At 74.5% G+C, this 16,757-nt stretch carries 20 protein-coding genes and 1 pseudogene; 13 read left to right on the top strand and 8 right to left on the bottom strand.

Going from position 1 to position 16,757, the window contains the following annotated elements; all coding sequences use genetic code 11:
• Both GA0070560_RS22450 and GA0070560_RS22445 read left to right on the top strand, forming a co-directional pair.
• The coding region (locus tag GA0070560_RS22450; protein ID WP_139131570.1) for a transposase at nucleotides 1-320 on the top strand (320 nt) is incomplete at its 5' end.
• Nucleotides 321-342: 22 nt separating this feature from the next.
• Nucleotides 343-981 carry a TetR/AcrR family transcriptional regulator gene (locus tag GA0070560_RS22445; protein WP_091301160.1) on the top strand — a complete coding sequence of 213 codons (639 nt, stop codon included), beginning with the start codon at nucleotides 343-345 and terminating at the stop codon, nucleotides 979-981.
• Between the two features lie 112 nt (nucleotides 982-1,093).
• Here GA0070560_RS22445 and GA0070560_RS29830 read toward each other — a convergent pair whose 3' ends face one another.
• Complete coding sequence (locus tag GA0070560_RS29830) at nucleotides 1,094-1,219, bottom strand: hypothetical protein (RefSeq protein WP_281184912.1); 126 nt, start codon at nucleotides 1,217-1,219, stop codon at nucleotides 1,094-1,096.
• Nucleotides 1,220-1,359: 140 nt separating this feature from the next.
• Between GA0070560_RS29830 and GA0070560_RS22440 the strand changes: the two genes are divergently transcribed.
• Nucleotides 1,360-2,847: a glycoside hydrolase family 3 protein gene (locus GA0070560_RS22440; RefSeq protein WP_091301139.1), complete on the top strand. Its 1,488-nt coding sequence runs from the start codon at nucleotides 1,360-1,362 to the stop codon at nucleotides 2,845-2,847.
• Between the two features lie 99 nt (nucleotides 2,848-2,946).
• On the opposite strand, the gene GA0070560_RS22435 is transcribed toward GA0070560_RS22440, so the two are convergent.
• Together GA0070560_RS22435 and GA0070560_RS22430 are read right to left on the bottom strand one after the other, a co-directional pair.
• Nucleotides 2,947-3,234 carry a GNAT family N-acetyltransferase gene (locus tag GA0070560_RS22435; RefSeq protein ID WP_091301137.1) on the bottom strand — a complete coding sequence of 96 codons (288 nt, stop codon included), beginning with the start codon at nucleotides 3,232-3,234 and terminating at the stop codon, nucleotides 2,947-2,949.
• Nucleotides 3,231-4,457, bottom strand: a complete 1,227-nt coding sequence (locus GA0070560_RS22430) for a cysteine desulfurase-like protein (RefSeq protein WP_091301136.1) — start codon at nucleotides 4,455-4,457, stop codon at nucleotides 3,231-3,233. The genes GA0070560_RS22435 and GA0070560_RS22430 overlap by 4 nt, the downstream gene beginning before the upstream one ends.
• Before the next feature lie 85 nt (nucleotides 4,458-4,542).
• Between GA0070560_RS22430 and GA0070560_RS22425 the strand changes: the two genes are divergently transcribed.
• The 7 genes and pseudogenes from GA0070560_RS22425 (at nucleotide 4,543) to GA0070560_RS22395 (ending at nucleotide 8,904) form a co-directional block, all read left to right on the top strand.
• On the top strand, nucleotides 4,543-4,908 hold the full coding sequence (locus GA0070560_RS22425; protein ID WP_091301158.1) for a hypothetical protein: 366 nt from the start codon (nucleotides 4,543-4,545) through the stop codon (nucleotides 4,906-4,908).
• A gap of 60 nt (nucleotides 4,909-4,968) precedes the next feature.
• Complete coding sequence (locus GA0070560_RS22420) at nucleotides 4,969-5,790, top strand: DUF1206 domain-containing protein (RefSeq protein ID WP_091301134.1); 822 nt, start codon at nucleotides 4,969-4,971, stop codon at nucleotides 5,788-5,790.
• Nucleotides 5,791-5,868: 78 nt separating this feature from the next.
• Nucleotides 5,869-7,059: pseudogene (locus GA0070560_RS22415) on the top strand (mechanosensitive ion channel family protein); the annotation flags it as partial.
• Between the two features lie 317 nt (nucleotides 7,060-7,376).
• The gene (locus GA0070560_RS22410; protein ID WP_091301130.1) at nucleotides 7,377-7,811 is read left to right on the top strand and encodes a phage holin family protein; all 435 of its coding nucleotides are present in this window, start codon (nucleotides 7,377-7,379) and stop codon (nucleotides 7,809-7,811) included.
• Entirely contained in the window at nucleotides 7,808-8,143 is a 336-nt protein-coding gene (locus GA0070560_RS22405; protein ID WP_091301128.1) for a DUF3618 domain-containing protein, read from the top strand. Before GA0070560_RS22410 ends, GA0070560_RS22405 begins: the two co-directional genes overlap by 4 nt.
• Complete coding sequence (locus GA0070560_RS22400; protein ID WP_091301126.1) at nucleotides 8,140-8,412, top strand: DUF4235 domain-containing protein; 273 nt, start codon at nucleotides 8,140-8,142, stop codon at nucleotides 8,410-8,412. The genes GA0070560_RS22405 and GA0070560_RS22400 overlap by 4 nt, the downstream gene beginning before the upstream one ends.
• A 288-nt stretch (nucleotides 8,413-8,700) precedes the next feature.
• Complete coding sequence (locus GA0070560_RS22395; protein WP_007075740.1) at nucleotides 8,701-8,904, top strand: cold-shock protein; 204 nt, start codon at nucleotides 8,701-8,703, stop codon at nucleotides 8,902-8,904.
• 142 nt (nucleotides 8,905-9,046) lie between these two features.
• Here GA0070560_RS22395 and GA0070560_RS22390 read toward each other — a convergent pair whose 3' ends face one another.
• Together GA0070560_RS22390 and GA0070560_RS22385 are read right to left on the bottom strand one after the other, a co-directional pair.
• A complete protein-coding gene (locus GA0070560_RS22390; RefSeq protein ID WP_091301124.1) occupies nucleotides 9,047-9,241 on the bottom strand; it encodes a hypothetical protein in 195 nt (64 codons plus the stop codon).
• Between the two features lie 88 nt (nucleotides 9,242-9,329).
• A complete protein-coding gene (locus tag GA0070560_RS22385) occupies nucleotides 9,330-10,313 on the bottom strand; it encodes an aldo/keto reductase (protein WP_091301122.1) in 984 nt (327 codons plus the stop codon).
• 85 nt (nucleotides 10,314-10,398) lie between these two features.
• Between GA0070560_RS22385 and GA0070560_RS22380 the strand changes: the two genes are divergently transcribed.
• Entirely contained in the window at nucleotides 10,399-11,193 is a 795-nt protein-coding gene (locus GA0070560_RS22380) for a trans-aconitate 2-methyltransferase (RefSeq protein ID WP_091301120.1), read from the top strand.
• Nucleotides 11,190-12,215 (top strand): adenosine deaminase, encoded by a 1,026-nt coding sequence (locus GA0070560_RS22375; RefSeq protein WP_091301119.1) that lies wholly within the window; start codon nucleotides 11,190-11,192, stop codon nucleotides 12,213-12,215. The genes GA0070560_RS22380 and GA0070560_RS22375 overlap by 4 nt, the downstream gene beginning before the upstream one ends.
• A 448-nt stretch (nucleotides 12,216-12,663) precedes the next feature.
• On the opposite strand, the gene GA0070560_RS22370 is transcribed toward GA0070560_RS22375, so the two are convergent.
• Both GA0070560_RS22370 and GA0070560_RS22365 read right to left on the bottom strand, forming a co-directional pair.
• Nucleotides 12,664-14,055, bottom strand: a complete 1,392-nt coding sequence (locus GA0070560_RS22370; protein ID WP_091301117.1) for a HAMP domain-containing sensor histidine kinase — start codon at nucleotides 14,053-14,055, stop codon at nucleotides 12,664-12,666.
• A 29-nt stretch (nucleotides 14,056-14,084) separates the two neighbouring features.
• Nucleotides 14,085-14,774 carry a response regulator transcription factor gene (locus GA0070560_RS22365; protein WP_088978393.1) on the bottom strand — a complete coding sequence of 230 codons (690 nt, stop codon included), beginning with the start codon at nucleotides 14,772-14,774 and terminating at the stop codon, nucleotides 14,085-14,087.
• A gap of 73 nt (nucleotides 14,775-14,847) precedes the next feature.
• Here GA0070560_RS22365 and GA0070560_RS22360 point away from each other — a divergent pair, with 73 nt between their 5' ends.
• The gene (locus GA0070560_RS22360) at nucleotides 14,848-15,768 is read left to right on the top strand and encodes an ADP-ribosylglycohydrolase family protein (protein ID WP_091301115.1); all 921 of its coding nucleotides are present in this window, start codon (nucleotides 14,848-14,850) and stop codon (nucleotides 15,766-15,768) included.
• Nucleotides 15,769-15,770: 2 nt separating this feature from the next.
• On the opposite strand, the gene GA0070560_RS22355 is transcribed toward GA0070560_RS22360, so the two are convergent.
• Nucleotides 15,771-16,592, bottom strand: a complete 822-nt coding sequence (locus tag GA0070560_RS22355) for a DUF1775 domain-containing protein (RefSeq protein WP_091301113.1) — start codon at nucleotides 16,590-16,592, stop codon at nucleotides 15,771-15,773.
• Nucleotides 16,593-16,757 lie beyond the last annotated feature (165 nt).

Below are 16,757 nucleotides of genomic sequence, written 5' to 3'. Positions count from 1 at the left end.
CCCGCACCCGACCCGATCGGGTCCTGGCTGACAAGGCGTACAGCTCGAAGGCCAACCGTGACCACGTGCGTCGGCGCGGTATCAAGGCCACCATCCCGATCAAGGCCGACCAGGCCGCCAACCGGCGCAAGAAGGGGTCGAAGGGCGGCCGACCACCCACGTTCGACCCCGTCGCCTACAAGCAGCGTCACGCCGTGGAATGCGGCATCAACCGGCTCAAACGCAACCGCGCCCTGGCGACCCGCTACGACAAACTCGCTGTCCGCTATGAAGCCACCGTGCACATCTCCATGATCAACGAGTGGCTACCCCGCTTATGAAACGCGGCCTAGGATGCCGGTGATGTCACCGAGGAGAGCCGCGGCGCTGCGCGGCGGCGACCAGAGCCTGCGCGAGCACCTGATCGCCGCGGCGGGGCGGCTGGTGGCCCGGCGCGGCACGGTCGGGCTGACCGTCCGCGACATCGCCCGCGAGGCGCAGGTCGCCGACGGCGTGCTCTACAACCACTTCGCCGACAAGGAAGAGCTGCTCGCGTACGCGGTGCACGCCCACCTGCGGGCCGCCGAGGCGGCGCTGGAGGGGGAGCCGCCCCGGCCGGGCGAGGGGACCGTGGCGGCGAACCTGCGGGCGTACCTGACCCGGGCGCTGGCGTTGCACGCGGCGATCCTCCCGGCGATGACGGGCGTGTTCACCCAGCCTGGTCTGCTCGCTCGTCTCGCCGAGCTGCCCGACCCGCTGGCCGGCGGCCACGGGCTGCGCGCCGAGCTGACCGGCTACCTGCGCGGTGAGCAGGATCGGGGTCGGGTGGCCCCCGACGCCGCCGTCGGGGCGGTCGCCGCCCTGGTCGTCGGGGTCTGCCACGACCTGGTCCTGCACCACCTGCTCGACCCCGCGGCGCCGGCGTCGGCGTCGGCTCCCGGGATGATCGACGACCTGGTCCGCACCCTGTTGCACGGCATCGTCCCACCCGGGCCGCGCTGACCCCGGCTCATCGCGGGCGAGGCGGCACCTCGCGTGGGTGGAGGCTCCCTCGCCGTCGTCCGGCCCCCGGGCTCACCGGTCGACGCTCAGACAGCGGTGCGGTGGTGATCAGTCAGCGTCGCCGGAACATCGCCCGGATGGCGGCGAGCAGCAGCAGGCCGCCGACCACCGCGCCGAGCAGGCGTACGCCGGGAATGTCGGCCGGTGAGGTGGCGTCGGCGAGCAGCGCGGGATCCATTCCGGAACTGTCGCACGACGCCGGAGAACGTGCCAGGCTCTAACAGTAAGGTTTATTGACTATTTCGTGGCTGGGTGTGACCATGGCAGCACCGCGACGGTGACGGGCCGTCCGATACGACACGGGGGTAGTGCGGCGGCATGAACGAGCGCAACCTGGCCGGCCTGGCGGCCGCCGTCCTCCAGCCGGGCTTCGTCGGCACCACCCCGCCCGAGTGGGTGTGCCGCTGGCTGGGCGAAGGGCTCGGCGCGGTGGTCCTCTTCGCCCGCAACGTCGCCGGCCCCGAGCAGCTCGCCGCGCTCACCGCGACCCTGCGCGCCGAACGCCCCGACGTGCTGGTCGCCATCGACGAGGAGGCCGGTGACGTCACCCGGATCGAGTCGGTGGCCGGCAGCTCCCGCCCGGGCAACCTCGCCCTCGGGGCGGTCGACGACCCGGCGTTGACCGAGGAGGTGGCCCACGACCTCGGCGCCGACCTCGCCGCGCTCGGCGTCACGCTGAACTACGCCCCGGACGCCGACGTCAACGACAACCCGGCGAACCCGGTGATCGGCGTACGCGCCTTCGGCGCCGAGCCGGACCTGGTCGCCCGGCACACCGCCGCCTGGGTACGCGGCCTCCAGTCCGCCGGCGTGGCGGCCTGTGCCAAGCACTTCCCCGGCCACGGTGACACCCGGGTCGACTCGCACCACGACCTGCCCCGGATCAGCGCCAGCCGGGCCCGCCTCGACGCCGTCGAGCTGGTCCCGTTCCGGGCCGCCGTGGCGGCCGGGGTCCAGGCGGTGATGACCGGCCACCTGCTCGTGCCCGCCCTCGACGCGGAACTGCCGGCCACCCTCAGCCCCCGCATCCTCGGTGACCTGCTCCGCGACGAGCTGGGCTTCTCCGGCGTGGTGGTCACCGACGCGGTGGAGATGCGCGCGGTCGCCGACCGGTACGGCTTCGCCGGCGCGGCCGTGCGGGCCCTGGCGGCCGGCGCGGACGCGGTCTGCGTCGGCGGCGACCACGCCGACGAGGCGGCGGCCCGGCACCTGCGCGACGCCATCGTCGCCGCCGTGCTCTCCGGCGAGCTGCCGGAGGAGCGCCTCGCCGAGGCCGCCAAGCGGGTCGGCCAGCTGGCCGCCTGGACGGTCGCTGCCCGCGCCGGGCGACCCGCGCGGGGCCTGCCGACCGCCGACGGATCCCCGATCGGGCTGGCCGCCGCGCGCCGGGCGCTGCGGGTCAGCGGTGAGGCGACCGGACGGCTGCCGCTGGCCGCACCCGCGCACGTGGTGGAGTTCGTGCCACCCCGCAACATCGCCATCGGCCAGGAGACCCCGTGGGGGATCGGCGAACCCCTCGCCGCGCTGCTGCCCGGGACGACCACCCTCCGGCTCGCCGAGACGGACCTGCCCGTCGACCCGACCGCCGCCGCCGGTGACCGGCCGGTGGTGCTGGTCGTCCGCGACCTGCACCGGCACGACTGGATGCGGGTCGCCGTCGACCGCGCCCTCGCCGACCGGCCGGACGCCGTGGTGGTCGAGCTGGGCGTGCCCGCGCTCGCCGTCGGCCGGGTGCACGTCGCCACCCACGGCGCCACCCGGGCGGGCGCCCGGGCCGCCGCCGAACTGCTCGCCGGTCTCGGCTGACCCGAGCCGCAACTGCCTCACGCGCGGCGGGTCGCGGTGTCCAGTGAGGCGGACACCGCGACCCGCCGCCCACCGTGCTCGCGGACCCGGACCGGCCGGTCAGACCGGCGTGACGACCAGGTCGGCGTACTCGGGGTGACGCTCGATGAAGGCCCGCACGAACGGGCACTGCGGCACCACCCGGCCGCCCTGTTCGCGCACCTGCTCCAGGGTGGCCCGGACCAGCGCCGCGCCGACCCCCATGTCCTGGTACTCCGGGCGGACCTCGGTGTGCGTGAACACCCGCACCGCACCCCGGGGCAGGTACGCGGTGAAGCCGGCCAGCGCGCCGTCGACCAGGATCTCGAAGCGGTGCTTGGCGGGGTTCTCCTCGACCAGGAAGCTCACCCGGCCATTGTCTCCCCCCGCCGGGCCAGCCGGTCCAGTTCGGCGAGCAACCGGTCCACCTCGGCGGCCGTGTTGTAGTGGTAGACGCTGGCCCGTACCGCCCCGCCGCTGTCGCGCAGCCCCATCGTGCGGAAGTACTCGTAGGCGTAGTAGTCGCCGCAGGAGAGACAGAGCCCGGCCTCGCCCAGCGCCGCGGCGAGTCCGGCCGGCGACCAGCCGGCGAGCCGGAACGACACCGTCGGGCAGCGGCGGGCCGCCGCGCCGTACACGGTGACCGCCGGCTGGGCGGTCAGCCCGGCGAGCAACCGGTCGAAGAGCGACTCCTCGTACGCCTGCGCGGCGGCCAGGCCCGCGCGGACCCGCTCCCGCCGGTCGCCGGTGGCGCTCGGGTCCAGCCCGGCCAGGTGGTCCACGGCCGCGGCCACCCCGGCCAGCAGCGGGAAGCTCGGGGTGCCCGCCTCGAAGCGGTCCGGCACGGCGTCGGAGGAGGGCAGCAGCTTCGCCGGGTGCAGCGACTCCCATCGGGCCGGGTCGGCGACCACCGCCGCCAGGTGCGGGCCGGACCACTTGTAGGCGCTGGTGACCAGGAAGTCCGCGCCCAGCGAGGCGAGGTCGGTCGGGCCGTGCGGCACCGAGTGCACGCCGTCGACGCAGACCAGCGCGCCCGCCGCGTGGGCGGTCTTGGCGATCGTGGCGACGTCCGGCACGGTGCCGATCGCGTTGCTGCCGGCGGTCACCGCGACCAGCCGGGTCCGCTCGCCGACCAGGTCGGCGTACTGGCCGGCGGGCAGCTCACCGGTGGCCGGGTCGAACTCCGCCCAGCGCACGGTCGCGCCGGCCGCCTCGGCCGCCTGTACCCAGGGCCGCACGTTCGCGTCATGGTCCAACCGGGACACCACCACCTCGTCGCCGGGACGCCAGGTGTCGCCGAGCGCCCGGGCCAGGGTGTACGTCAACGCCGTCGCGCTCGGCCCGAGCACCACGCCCTGCGCCGTCGCGCCCAGCAGGTCGGCCACCGCCGTCCGGGCGGCGGCGACCAGCTCCAGCGACCGCCGGCCGGGTACGAAGGCGGTGCTGCGGTTGCCGAGCGCGGTGCGCATGGTGTCGGCGACCGCGTCGACGACCGACTGCGGGGTCTGGGTGCCGCCGGCACCGTCGAAGTGGGCGAAACCCTCGGTCAGGGCGGGGTAGGCGGCCCGGGTCCGGGCGATGTCGAACGGCATGACCGGACCCTAACGCGAGCACCGGAGCCGGTCGGCTGATCATCGGGCGGTGTCGGCATGGCCCCCGTCTCGTACCCTTGTGCGGGTGACGACCCGAACCGGTTCCTCCCCGCTTCCCCCCACCCGTCGGGCCGCCGGCCTGATCGCCGCCCTGGCACTCGGCGCGGCCCTGCTCGCCGGCTGCAGTTCCGAGGGCGCCAGCACCGACTGCGGCCTGGACGCCTGCACGGTCACCTTCGACCGGGGCGTCGACGCCAGGGCCAACATCCTCGGCATCGAGGCGAAGCTGATCGGCACCCAGGACGACCAGGTGACCGTCGAGGTCGCCGGTGAGCAGGTCTCCCTCACCATGGGCCAGCAGGCCGCCGAGGTGGGCGGCTTCGCGGTGACGCTGGACGCCGTCACCGACCAGGAGGTCAAGATCCGCGTCGCCCGCAGCGCCGGCAACTGACCGGCCGGGCCGGCGGTGGCCCAGGTTTGAGGATCTGGACATCCGGCAATAGACGGCGCCATGTCACTCACCCGGAATGCCGAAGCCACCGCCGCCCGCACCGCGGACAGCCGTTGGCTGGAAATCCTCGCCCGGGCCGGCTTCATCGGCTACGGGATCGTGCACCTGCTCTTCGCCTGGCTCATCCTCCAGGTCGCCTTCGACAGCTCCGGCGAGGAGGCGAACCAGAACGGTGCGCTGCGTACCCTGGGCGCCCAGCCCATGGGCAAGTTCCTGTTGATCGCGATCGCCGTCGGCCTGGTCGCCATGGCGATCTGGCAGGCGCTGGAGGCGGCCGTCGGCCACCACGCCAAGCAGGGCAAGGAACGACTCTTCGAACGCATCGCCTCGGTGGTGCGCACGGTGGTCTTCCTCTGGCTGGCCTGGACCGCCTTCCGGGTCGTGCAGGACGCCAGCAGCAACAGCGCCGACCAGCAGCAGGCCTTCAGCGAGAAGCTGATGGCCTCCGGGGGCGGCCGGTTCCTGGTCGGCCTCGCCGGCCTGGTGCTCGCCGCCGTCGGTGTCGGCATGGTGATCTACGGCCTGAAGAAGAAGTTCGAGCGCAACCTGAAGATCGGCGAGATGAGCCCGAAGACGCGGACGCTGGCCCGGCGGCTCGGCATGGCCGGCTACATCGCCCGCGGCGCGGTGTTCGCGGTCGCCGGTCTGCTGATCGTGGTGGCCGCCGTGAACTACGACCCGGAGAAGGCCCGGGGCCTGGACGGCGCCCTGCGGACCCTGCGCGACCAGCCCTACGGCCAGATCCTGCTGGCGCTGATGGCCCTCGGCGTCGCCGCCTTCGGCGTCTACTGCTTCCTCCAGTCCCGGTACCGGAAGGTCTGAGCTGGCCGATTCCGGAAGCGCCGGGCACCATAGGGCCTTTGCCCAGAAGTGATCAGCCCGGCCGGAGGGAGAACACCAGTGCGGAACTACCTCGAAACGATCGCCGCCGCGACCATCGCGGCGGCGATCGCGTTGCTCGTGGTCGAGGTGGTGCACCGGGTGATCCGCCGGCTCGGCCGGCGGTCGCTGCTGATGACCGAGCTCACCGACCACGTGCACCGGCCTCTCCAGGTGGCCGCCACCGTGCTCGCCGTGCAGTTCGCGGTCCGCTTCAGCACCGGGTACGCCGTCGGCACCCCCTGGCGGCAGGTGGTGCTGCACACCCTGGTGCTGGGGGTGGTCGCCGCGGTGGCCTGGCTGGTCGCCTCGCTGCTGGTGGTCATGGAGGACACCGCGCTGGCCCGGTTCCGGGTGGACGTGCCCGACAACCGGCACGCCCGTCGGGTGCGTACCCAGGTGGTGCTGCTGCGCCGGCTGACCATCGCGGTGATCGTGATACTCGCGATCGGCGTGATGCTGATGACCTTCCCCGCCGTACGCGGCATCGGCGCCGGCGTGCTGACCAGCGCCGGTGTGGTCGGTGTGGTCGCCGCGCTGGCCGCGCAGAGCCTGCTCGGCAACGTCATCGCCGGCCTCCAGCTCGCCTTCAGCGACGCGGTACGCCTCGGCGACGTGGTGGTCGTCGAGGGGGAGTGGGGCCGGATCGAGGAGTTGACCCTCAGCTACGTGGTGGTCCAGATCTGGGACGACCGCCGGCTGATCCTGCCCACGTCCTACTTCACCAGCACCCCGTTCCAGAACTGGACCCGCACCGAGGCGGCGGTGCTGGGCACCGCCGAGTTCGACGTCGACTGGTCCGTCCCGGTGCAGGCGATGCGGGAGGAGTTGCGCCGGGTGGCCGAGGGCACCGACCTGTGGGACGGCCGGGTCTGCGTGCTCCAGGTGACCGACGCGACCGGTGGGCTGATCAAGGTCCGGGCGTTGGTCAGCGCCGCCGACGCGGGCAGCCTCTGGGACCTGCGCTGCCTGGTCCGTGAGCACCTGGTCGGTTGGATCCGCGACCACCGCCCCACCGCGCTGCCCCGCTCCCGCACCGAGATCGGCGACGCCTCCGGCGCCCTGCCGTGGCAGTGGGTGCGGCCGCGCCGGCCGGTGCGCCGACGGTCGGAGACCGAGGTGCCGGACGACGCGCGCGTCTTCGGCGGCAGCGACGACGGCGACGCGCGCAGCGAGGCGTTCGTCGGCCCCGGTGACGACGCCGACTCCCGCGCAGACGGGCATGACGACTCCCGCGCAGACGGGCGTGACGACTCCCGCGCAGACGGGCGTGACGACTCCCGCGCAGACGGGCGTGACGACTCCCGCGACGGCGTTCTCGTCGGCGCCGAGGAGCCGCGCGACGGCCACCGCTGACCACCCCTCGACGGCCCCCGTGACCTCGTGTCCGGGGGCTTCGTCGTACCCGCTTCCGCGTTTCGCCGGACGGTACGGCCCGACCTGCGGTCAGATGTGGTTGGTCACTGCGCGCAGGATTGACGGGCGGCGACTCCGGGCATACAGCGCGGTGTTGATGAAAGGAGGACAGCATGGCTGACGTCGCGAACCACCGCACGTCCCGGACCGGGAGCGAGCCGTCCACCGCCGAACTGGTGCAGCGGGCCACCGAACAGGTCTCCCGACTGGTGCGGGACGAGCTGGCGCTGGCCCGGGCGGAGTTGACCCAGAAGGGCAAGCACGCCGGGATCGGCATCGGCCTGTTCGGCGGAGGCGGGGCGCTCGCCCTCTACGGGCTCGGCGCCCTGGTCGCCACGGCGATCCTGCTGCTGGACCTGGTGCTGCCCGCCTGGGCGGCCGCCCTGATCGTGGCGGTGGTGCTCTTCCTGCTCGCGGGCATCTTCGCCCTGGTCGGCAAGAAGCAGGTCAGCCGTGCGGTCCCCCCGGTTCCGGAGTCGACGGTCCGCAGCGTCCGGGCGGACGTGGACGTCGTCACCGCGGCGGTGAAGGACAGGGGACGGGCATGACGGGCAACGGGACCGGCGACACGGACGCGCTCCGCGAGGAGATCCGGCGTACCCGGGTGGAGTTGGGCGAGACGATGGAGCTGTTGGCCGCCAAGGCCGACGTCAAGGCCCGGCTGCGGTCCTCCGCCGGCCAGGCGAAGGAGCGGATGCGCGAGCAGGCGGCGGTCACCGTGGCCCGGGTACGCGGGCAGGCGGCACAGCAGGCCGGCCAGGCGCGGTCGCAGGGCCACGGGGAGGCGCTCGGGCGAAGCCCGGCACCGTGGGCGGCGGTCGCGGCCGGTGCCGTGGCGACGATGATCGTGCTGCTGATCGTGCGGGGGAGGCGTAGGTGAGCAAGGGGATCGGTAAGGCCGCGTACAGGCCCGTCGGGGTGCTGCTCGGCCTGGCCGCCGGTACGGTCGCCGGGGCGATCTTCCGGCAGGTGTGGAAGATGACCGCCGGCGACGGCGAGGCGCCCAGCGCCACCGACGAGGACCGCGGCTGGGGCGAGGTGCTCGCCGCGGCGGCACTGCAGGGCGCCATCTTCGCGGTCGTCCGGGCGGCCGTGGACCGGGGTGGCGCGGTCGGCGTACGACGGGTCACCGGCAGCTGGCCGGACTGAACAGTGGACGTGAGGACCCCCCTCCCGCATCGACGGGTGGGGGGTCTCTCGCACGTCCGCAACCCCCCTCCCAGCGGACGTCGGGCATCCGTCAGGTCACATGTCGGAGAATTTCGTCCGGTAGGCTGTGCAGAGTTTTTGCGTACGTGGTTTGCTGATCCCCGCTGTTGCGAGATGGCGTGGGTTGAGAGAAGTCTCCTTCGTGGGGGCCGCCTCAGGCGCCGCTGCTCGAAAACGGCCAACCGGCCGCACGGCGTGCTCGGCCGCCAGTTTTAGAAGGAGATACACATGGCGCAGGGAACCGTGAAGTGGTTCAACGCTGACAAGGGCTTCGGCTTCATCACCGTCGACGGCGGGGGTGCTGACGTGTTCGTCCACTTCTCGGCCATCCAGACCAGCGGCTACCGCACGCTGGAGGAGAACCAGCGGGTGGAGTTCGAGATCGCCCAGGGTCAGAAGGGTCCGCAGGCCGAGCAGGTCCGCCCCATCTGAGCAGTGCCGGTCGGCAGCCGCCGGCCCGGGTGATCCGGCCAGCCGGATCGACGAGAAGCCCCGTGTCCCCCGGACGCGGGGCTTTCCGCGTCAGATCACCTGCCGCCGCCGCGCCGGCCCCGCCCGACCGCGGCCGGTCGGCTCAGGTCCGCCGTCGCGAGCGCATGCCGCGCCAGAGCAGTCCCAGCCCCGCCAGGGTCAGCACCGGGCCGAGCACCGCCCAGACCCGCTGGTCGGTCATCACGCTGCCGCTGACGTACCCGAGCCCCTGGACGGTCCAGACGGCGCCGACCACCACGGCCAGCAGGCCCAGGGTGAGCGTGAACCAGCCTCTCATCCGTCTCCCCTCCACTCGCCGGCGCAGCCGGCCCCACCGTGAGCATCCGTGCCGGCGGGGCCGGACGCGAGCACCGTGCCCGTGCGGCTCACCAACGGTCGTGCACGCGCGGGCGGACCAGTTCGTCGTAGACGGCCCGGACGGTGTCGTGCTCCTCGGCGGTCGACGGGGGCGGCGCGGCGGCCGAGGCGTTGCTCCGGGCCTGCTCCGGGTTGCGGGCGCCGGGGATGACGACGGTGAGGCCGGGCTGGTCGATGATCCAGCGGAGCGCGAACTGCGCCATGGTGCGCTCCGGGCCGACCAGCGGGGCGAGCCGGCGGACGACCTTCAGGCCGAGGTCGTAGTCGACACCGGAGAAGGTCTCGCCGACGTCGAAGCTCTCCCCGTGCCGGTTGAAGGTGCGGTGGTCGTCGGGGGCGAAGGTGGTGTGCTCGTCGTAGCGGCCGGAGAGCAGGCCGCTGGCCAGCGGCACCCGGGCGATGATCCCCACTCCGGCGGAGGCGGCGGCCGGCAGCACCCGCTCCAGGGGCTTGAGCCGGACCGCGTTGAGGATGATCTGCACGCTCGCCACGCCGGGCCGGGCGATCGCGGTCAGCGCCTGGTCGCAGGTCTCGACGCTGACCCCGTACCCGGCGATTCTCTGCTCGGACACCAGGGTGTCCAGCGCGTCGAAGACCCGGTCGTCGGTGAAGACCGCCGTCGGCGGGCAGTGCAGCTGGACCAGGTCCAGGGTGTCCGTGCCGAGGTTGGCCCGGGACCGGTCGGTCCAGGCCCGGAAGTTGTCCAGGGTGTACGCCTCCGGCGTCTGTGCCACCCGGCGGCCCATCTTGGTCGCCACGGTCAGCCCGTGCCCGGGCCGCTCGCGCAGGAACCGGCCGATGAGCTGTTCGCTGCGCCCGTCGCCGTAGACGTCGGCGGTGTCCAGGAAGGTGACCCCGGAGTCCACGGCGGCGGCGAGGACGGCCTGGGCGTCGGTCTCGTCGACCTGGCCCCAGTCGGCGCCGAGCTGCCACGCGCCGAGGCCGACCACACCCACCCGTCGGCCGAGCCGGTCGAAGCTGCGCTGTTCCATTCGACCGAGCCTAGTGACCGTGTTGCCGAGCCGCAGCGCGGGCCGTAGGGTCCAAGAAAGACGTACGTACGGTTTGGAGGTTGTGATGTGGGACCCGACCGCCTACCTGCGCTACGGCGACGAACGGTCCCGGCCGTTCCACGACCTGATCGCCCGGATCCCGGCCGACCGGCCGCACGTCGTGGTCGACCTCGGCTGCGGACCGGGCACCCTGACCACCACCCTGGCCCGCCGCTGGCCTGAGGCCCGGGTGGTCGGCCTCGACTCCGCACCGGAGATGATCGACCGGGCGCGGACGCTGGCCGCCCCGGTCGACTTCGCCGTCGGTGACGTCACCGCCTGGCGTCCGGCCCCGGACGTCGACGTGGTCGTCGCCAACGCCGTGCTCCAGTGGGTGCCCGGCCACCGCGAGCTGCTCACCCGCTGGGCCCACGCACTGCCCGCCGGCGCGTGGCTGGCGTTCCAGGTCCCGGGCAACTTCTACGCCCCGTCGCACCGGGCGCTGCGCGAGGTCGCCCGTCGGGACCGGTGGGCGCCCGCGCTGGCGTCGCTGCTGCGCGAGGCGCCGGTCGACGACGCCGTCGGCTACGCCGCGTCGCTGGGCGACGCCGGCTGCGTGGTCGACGCCTGGGAGACTGTCTACGTGCACCTGCTCCCGGCCCACGCCGACGCCGACCATCCGGTGCTGACCTGGATGGAGGGGACGGCGCTGCGCCCGGTCCGCGCCGCGCTGGACCCCGCCGGCTGGGCGGACTTCCGGGCCGAGCTGGGCGTACGACTCGCCGAGGCGTACCCGGTGCGGCATGGTCAGGTGCACTTCCCGTTCCGCCGGATCTTCGTGGTCGCCCGCACCGGCGCCCGTGCAGAGGAGAACCTGTGACCGACCTGCCCACCTTCATCGCCGGACTGCCCAAGGTGGAGCTGCACGTGCACCACGTCGGCTCCGCCTCGCCCCGGATCGTGGCCGAGCTGGCCGCCCGGCACGAGGGGCGCAGCCCGGTCCCGGCGGACCCGGACGCGCTCGTCGACTACTTCGCCTTCCGCGACTTCGCCCACTTCATCGAGGTCTACCTGAGCGTGGTGGACCTGATCCGCGACCCGGAGGACGTCTGGATCCTCACCCACGAGGTCGCCCGGGAGCTGGCCCGCCAGCAGGTCCGGTACGCCGAGCTGACCGTCACCCCGTACTCGCACGTGCACCGGGGGATCCCCGCCCCGGCGTTCTGCGAGGCGATCGAGGACGCCCGCAAGCGGGCCGAGGCCGACTTCGGCATCGCCCTGCGCTGGTGCTTCGACATCCCGGGCGAGGCCGGGCTGCCGGCCGCCGAGGAGACCCTGCGGATCGCCCTGGAGCAGCGGCCGGACGGGCTGGTCAGCTTCGGCCTCGGCGGCCCGGAGATCGGCGTGCCCCGGCCGCAGTTCAAGCCGTACTTCGACCAGGCCCGGGCGGCCGGGCTGCGGTCGGTGCCGCACGCGGGGGAGACCACCGGCCCGCAGACGGTCTGGGACGCGTTGCGCGACCTCGGCGCCGAGCGGATCGGCCACGGCATCGCCGCCGCCGAGGACCCGGAACTGCTGGCGTACCTGGCCGAGCACCGGATCGCGTTGGAGGTCTGCCCGACCTCCAACGTGCGTACCCGGGCCGTCGCCCGCATCTCCGGGCACCCGCTGAGGCGGCTGGTCGACGCGGGCGTGCTGGTCACCGTCAACTCCGACGACCCGCCGATGTTCGGCACCACGCTCAACGACGAGTACGCGGTGGCCGCCCGGCTGCTCGACGCCGGCCCAGACCGGCTGGCGGCGCTGGCGAAGGACGCGGTGACCGCCTCGTTCCTCGAACCGGGGGAGAAGACCCGGATCAGCGCCGAGATCGACGCCTACGCGGCCACCGCCCCCCGCTGAGCCCGGCACCCGGCCCGCCGCCACCGGCCCCGGCAGCGCACGGACCGCTCGGACCCGGGTGGCCATGATCCGGTCGCACGTCTGCACACGTACCGCGGCGTGTCGCGCCGGAAAGTGTGACTGGATCATGAGCGGGGCCGCCTCGTGCGGCGGCGGGGGTGGGAGGTGGACGCGCGGCGGGAGCGGGTGTGGGGGGACCGTACTCCCGCCGCGCGTACGGCTCCACCGGCCGGCAGTTGTCAGGGGCGACAGGCCGGTGGAACTGATGGGTTCGTCGTCGATCCTGTCACCGCGCGGCCCGATCGCCGCCCGCGTTAATCCGGATCTAAGGAAGACTTGCGCCACCCCACAGCCGGCCGCAGCGGTGCGGCGGCCGGCGTGCTCCCGGAGGCGGCGGCGCGAGGTGTCACGGGGCCGGCTCGGCCCACCGCCACGGAAAGTGCCGCGGTCAGGAGCGGCGCCGGGGCCAGCGGCCGCCCGTCTTCTGCTCGCGGGCCTCCCGGGCCATCCGGCCGACCAGCCCGAACCGGTTGACCTGCCGGGGCGTCGCCTCCGGGTCGGCCAGCAGCATCACCACGCTCGCCCCGCCGAGCCGGGCCCGGTCGATGCTGACCGAGCCGTTGGCCTGCAACGCCACCCGCTTGGCGATGTCCAGCCCCAGGCCGGTGGAGCCCTGGTCGCTGGTGCCGCGGCGCAACGCCCGGTCCGGGTTGGCGATGCCCGGGCCGGCGTCGTCGATGCGGATCGCCACGTACCCGTCCCGTCGGGAGACCGCCACCTCGAACGCGGTCCCCTGCGGGGTGTAGCGGAAGACGTTGCCGATGACCGCGTCCAGCGCGGCGGCCAGCTCGGCCCGGGGGACCGGCGCGGGGATCCGCAGCTGGGCACCGATCACCCGGTGCGGGCGGTTCTGGTCGCCGGCCAGGGCCGCCCAGAAGACCATCCGGTCCCGGACCACCTCGCTGACGTCGCACTCCGCCGGCCCGGCCTCGTGGGTGACCGCCTTGCGGGTGGTCTTGATCAGCACGTCGATCTCACCCTCCAGGGTGACGATCGCCTGCCGGATCCGCCGGATCGTGCGCCGCCGGTCCAGCTCCGCCGGGGTGAACGAGCCGACGCTGGTGTCGTCGGAGTCCAACCCCTCGGCGTCCAGCCGCAGCACGGTCAGCGGGGTACGCAGCCGGTGCGACAGGTCCGCCACCAACTCACGCTCGTCGGTGCGGGCGGCGACCATCCGGTCCGCCATCCGGTTGAACGCGTACCCGGCCTCGGCCAGCTCCCGGGGACCGCTCGGCTCCACCCGTACGCCCAGGTCGCCGTCGCCGACGGCCAGGGCGGCCCGGACCAGCCCTCGGGTGGAGTCGACCGCCCGCGCCGCCACCCGGTCCACCACGATCACCGCCGCGCCGACCAGTGCCACGGCCACCGCGGCCAGCAGCAGCCACGTCCCGCCGGCACCCTCGTCCAGTTCGGTGGCGGGGACGAACGTCTCCACCACGGCGATCTGGTCGTCGAGCACCACCGGGTCCAGGCGCAGCACCCCGTCGTCGACGTCGACGACCACCGACCGCTGCCCGTCGCGCGCCCGCTCCAGGTCCGCCTCGGCGGCCCGGCCGGCGGGCTCGGCGCCGCCCAGCCCGTGCACGACCGGCCGGGTCGCCGGGTCGTCGCCGCTGGCCTCCACGGCCCGGCGTACCGCTGCCGGCTCGGTGCTCACCGCGAGCGCCCCGGTGACCAGCGCGCTGCGGCGCGCCGCGTCGGCCAGCGCCTCGTCGCGTACCTCGTCGCGCAGGCTCAACCCGAGGGGGACCAGGAAGGCGAGCGCGACCAGCGCGCACATGCCGGCGGTGAGGTAGGCCAGCGCCAGCCTCAGTCCGGGGCCACCAGCCGGAAGCCCACCCCCCGCACGGTGCGCAGGTAGCGCGGCTTCGCCGCGGACTCGCCCATCTTTCGGCGCAGCCAGTACAGGTGAACGTCGATGGTCTGGTCCTCGCCGACCGACGGCTGCCGCCATACCTCCTCCAAGAGCTCCCGCCGGGACACTACCCGGCCGGGTCGTGCGGCGAGATACGCCAGCAGGTCGAATTCCTTGCGGGTCAGCGCCAGTGGCTCCCCGTCGAGCAGCGCGCTGCGCTCGCCCACGTCCACCCGCAGGCCGCCGACGGTGTGCACCGCCGGCTGCACCGTCCGGCTGGCCCGGCCGACCCGGCGCAGCACGGTGGTGATCCGGGCGTCGAGATGCGCGCCGGTGAAGGGCTTGACCATGTAGTCGTCGGCGCCGGCGCGCAGCAGCCGGACCACCGACTGCTCGTCGTCACGGGCGGTGGCGATGATGATCGGCACGTCGGTGATGCCGCGCAGCATCCGCAGCGCGTCGGAGCCGTCCAGGTCGGGCAGGCCGAGGTCCAGCACGACGAGGTCCGGGGTCTCGGCGGCGACCCGGCGCAGCGCGTCCAGCGCCGTGCCGACGGCGTGCACGGCGTGCCCCCGCTCGGTGAGGGACCGCAGCATCGCGCCGCGTACGACGTGATCGTCTTCGACCAGGAGCACGGTGGCCACGTCAGCACCGTACTGCCCGTGGCAAGTTGATCGCGTTGCGGCGTCCCGGCCGACCGGGCAAGCTGGCACGACGATGACCTTCACGCTGTTTCCCGACGCCAGGGCGGCCCTGGCCCGCGACAGCCTCGCCGGCCTCTCGGTCGGCGATGCCCTGGGATCGCAGTTCTTCGTGCCGGGGCGGCACCCGGCCGACGTCGCGGCCGGGCGGCTGCCCCCGCCACCCTGGCAGTGGACCGACGACACGGAGATGGCCTGCTCCGTGGTCGCGGAGCTGGCCGAGCACGGCGACGTCGACGCCGACCGGCTCGCGCTCGCCTTCGCGCAGCGCTGTGAGCCGTACCGGGGGTACGGGCCGGGCGCGGTGACGATCCTGCGGCTCATCCGGACCGGCACACCGTGGCCGGTCGCCGCCGCCTCGGCCTTCGACGGGCAGGGCTCCTGCGGCAACGGCGCGGCGATGCGGGTCGGCCCGCTCGGCGCCTGGTACGCCGACTCCACCGCGAAGGCGGCGGCCCGGGCCCGGGCGTCGGCCGAGGTCACCCACGCCCACGCGGAGGGGATCGCCGGGGCGGTCGCGGTGGCCGTCGCCGCCTCGCTCGCCGCCCGCGCCCGGCTCGACGGCGACCGGCCGGACCCGGCCCGGCTGCTGGCCGCGGTCGCCGCCGCGCTCGATCCCGCCGCCGAGGTGGCCCGGGGGGTGCGTCGCGCCGCCGGCCTGCTCGGCCGACCGCTCGCCGAGGCGGTCGACGGGCTCGGCAACGGCTCCCGGGTCACCGCCCAGGACACCGTCGCCTTCACGCTCTGGGTGGCCGCCACCCACCTCGCCGACTATCCGGCGGCGGTCCGCGCCTGCGTCGAGGCGGGCGGGGACGTCGACACCACCGCCGCGATCGTCGGCTCGGTGGTGGCCGCGTACACCGGGGTGGGCACCCCGGGCGGCGTGCCGGACGGCTGGCTGGCGGCCCGGGAGCCGCTGCCGGAGTGGGTGCGCTGACCTCAGCGTGACCCCACCGGCTCGGCCGCCGGACGCGACTCGTCGGTCGACGGCTCGCTCTCCGGCTGGTCGTCGTCCGGCTCGGCCCGGTGCCGCGCCCGGCTCACCGCCCAGCCGATCAGCGCGCCCCCGCCGAGGCCGATCAGCAGCCCGCCGCCGAGCAGCACGTCCGCGCTCGGCCCGTCGTCGCCGTCGGCCCGCGCCGCCCCGGCCGGCTCCCCGGCCGCGCCGCCGTGCGGGTCCCCGGCCGCGCCGCCGTGCGGGTGCCCGGCCGCGGCCCCGGCCGCCGCCGGCAGCAGGGTCAACGTCGGCGCGGGGTGCGCCCCGCCGCTGCGGTCGGCCCAGCGGACCACCGTGCCGTCCGAGTACGTCTGCACCACCTCGAAGTCCATCCGGTCGGTCCGCGGCAGCGGCCCCATGGCGACCGAGAGGCGGGCCGGGCCGGGCACCGGCGCGCCGGCGGCCCGGGTCCACACCACCGAGGCGGTCACCGTGGTGACGCCGGGGGCGTGGATCCCGGCCACCGGCCGGTCCAGGGTGCGGGAGGTCATCAGCGGCGCCCAGCCGTCCACCGACAGCGGGTAGACCTCGCCGACCGGGGCGTCCTCCGGCAGCCTGAACTCGATCTTCTCGGTCCGCGCGCCCGGCCGTTCCTCGGGCACCACCAGGCGTAGTGTCACCGCCTCGCCCTGCGCCGCCTGCGTCGGCGTGGTCGTCACGCCCGCCGCCGACGCGGCCCCCGGCCAGCCCAGCACGCCGGCCACGGCCGTGGCCAGCACGAGTACGGTCCGGCCCCGCCGGCTGCCACTGCGGGTCGTCGCCATCCGTGCCCCCATCCGTCTCCACCCGGCCGGCACCGGCTCCGGCCACACCCGGTAGTTCGGACGGGAAGCGGAAAAGGTTCAACCGCCGGCGGGACGACATCCGGGCCCTTCCTTTCCCGACGACCGGGCGGAAGGGGGCGACCGATAGCATCGCAGGAGCCGGAC

The organism is Micromonospora halophytica (assembly GCF_900090245.1).
GTDB classification, from domain to species: domain Bacteria; phylum Actinomycetota; class Actinomycetes; order Mycobacteriales; family Micromonosporaceae; genus Micromonospora; species Micromonospora halophytica.
This window is presented reverse-complemented; position numbering and strand designations above follow the sequence as displayed.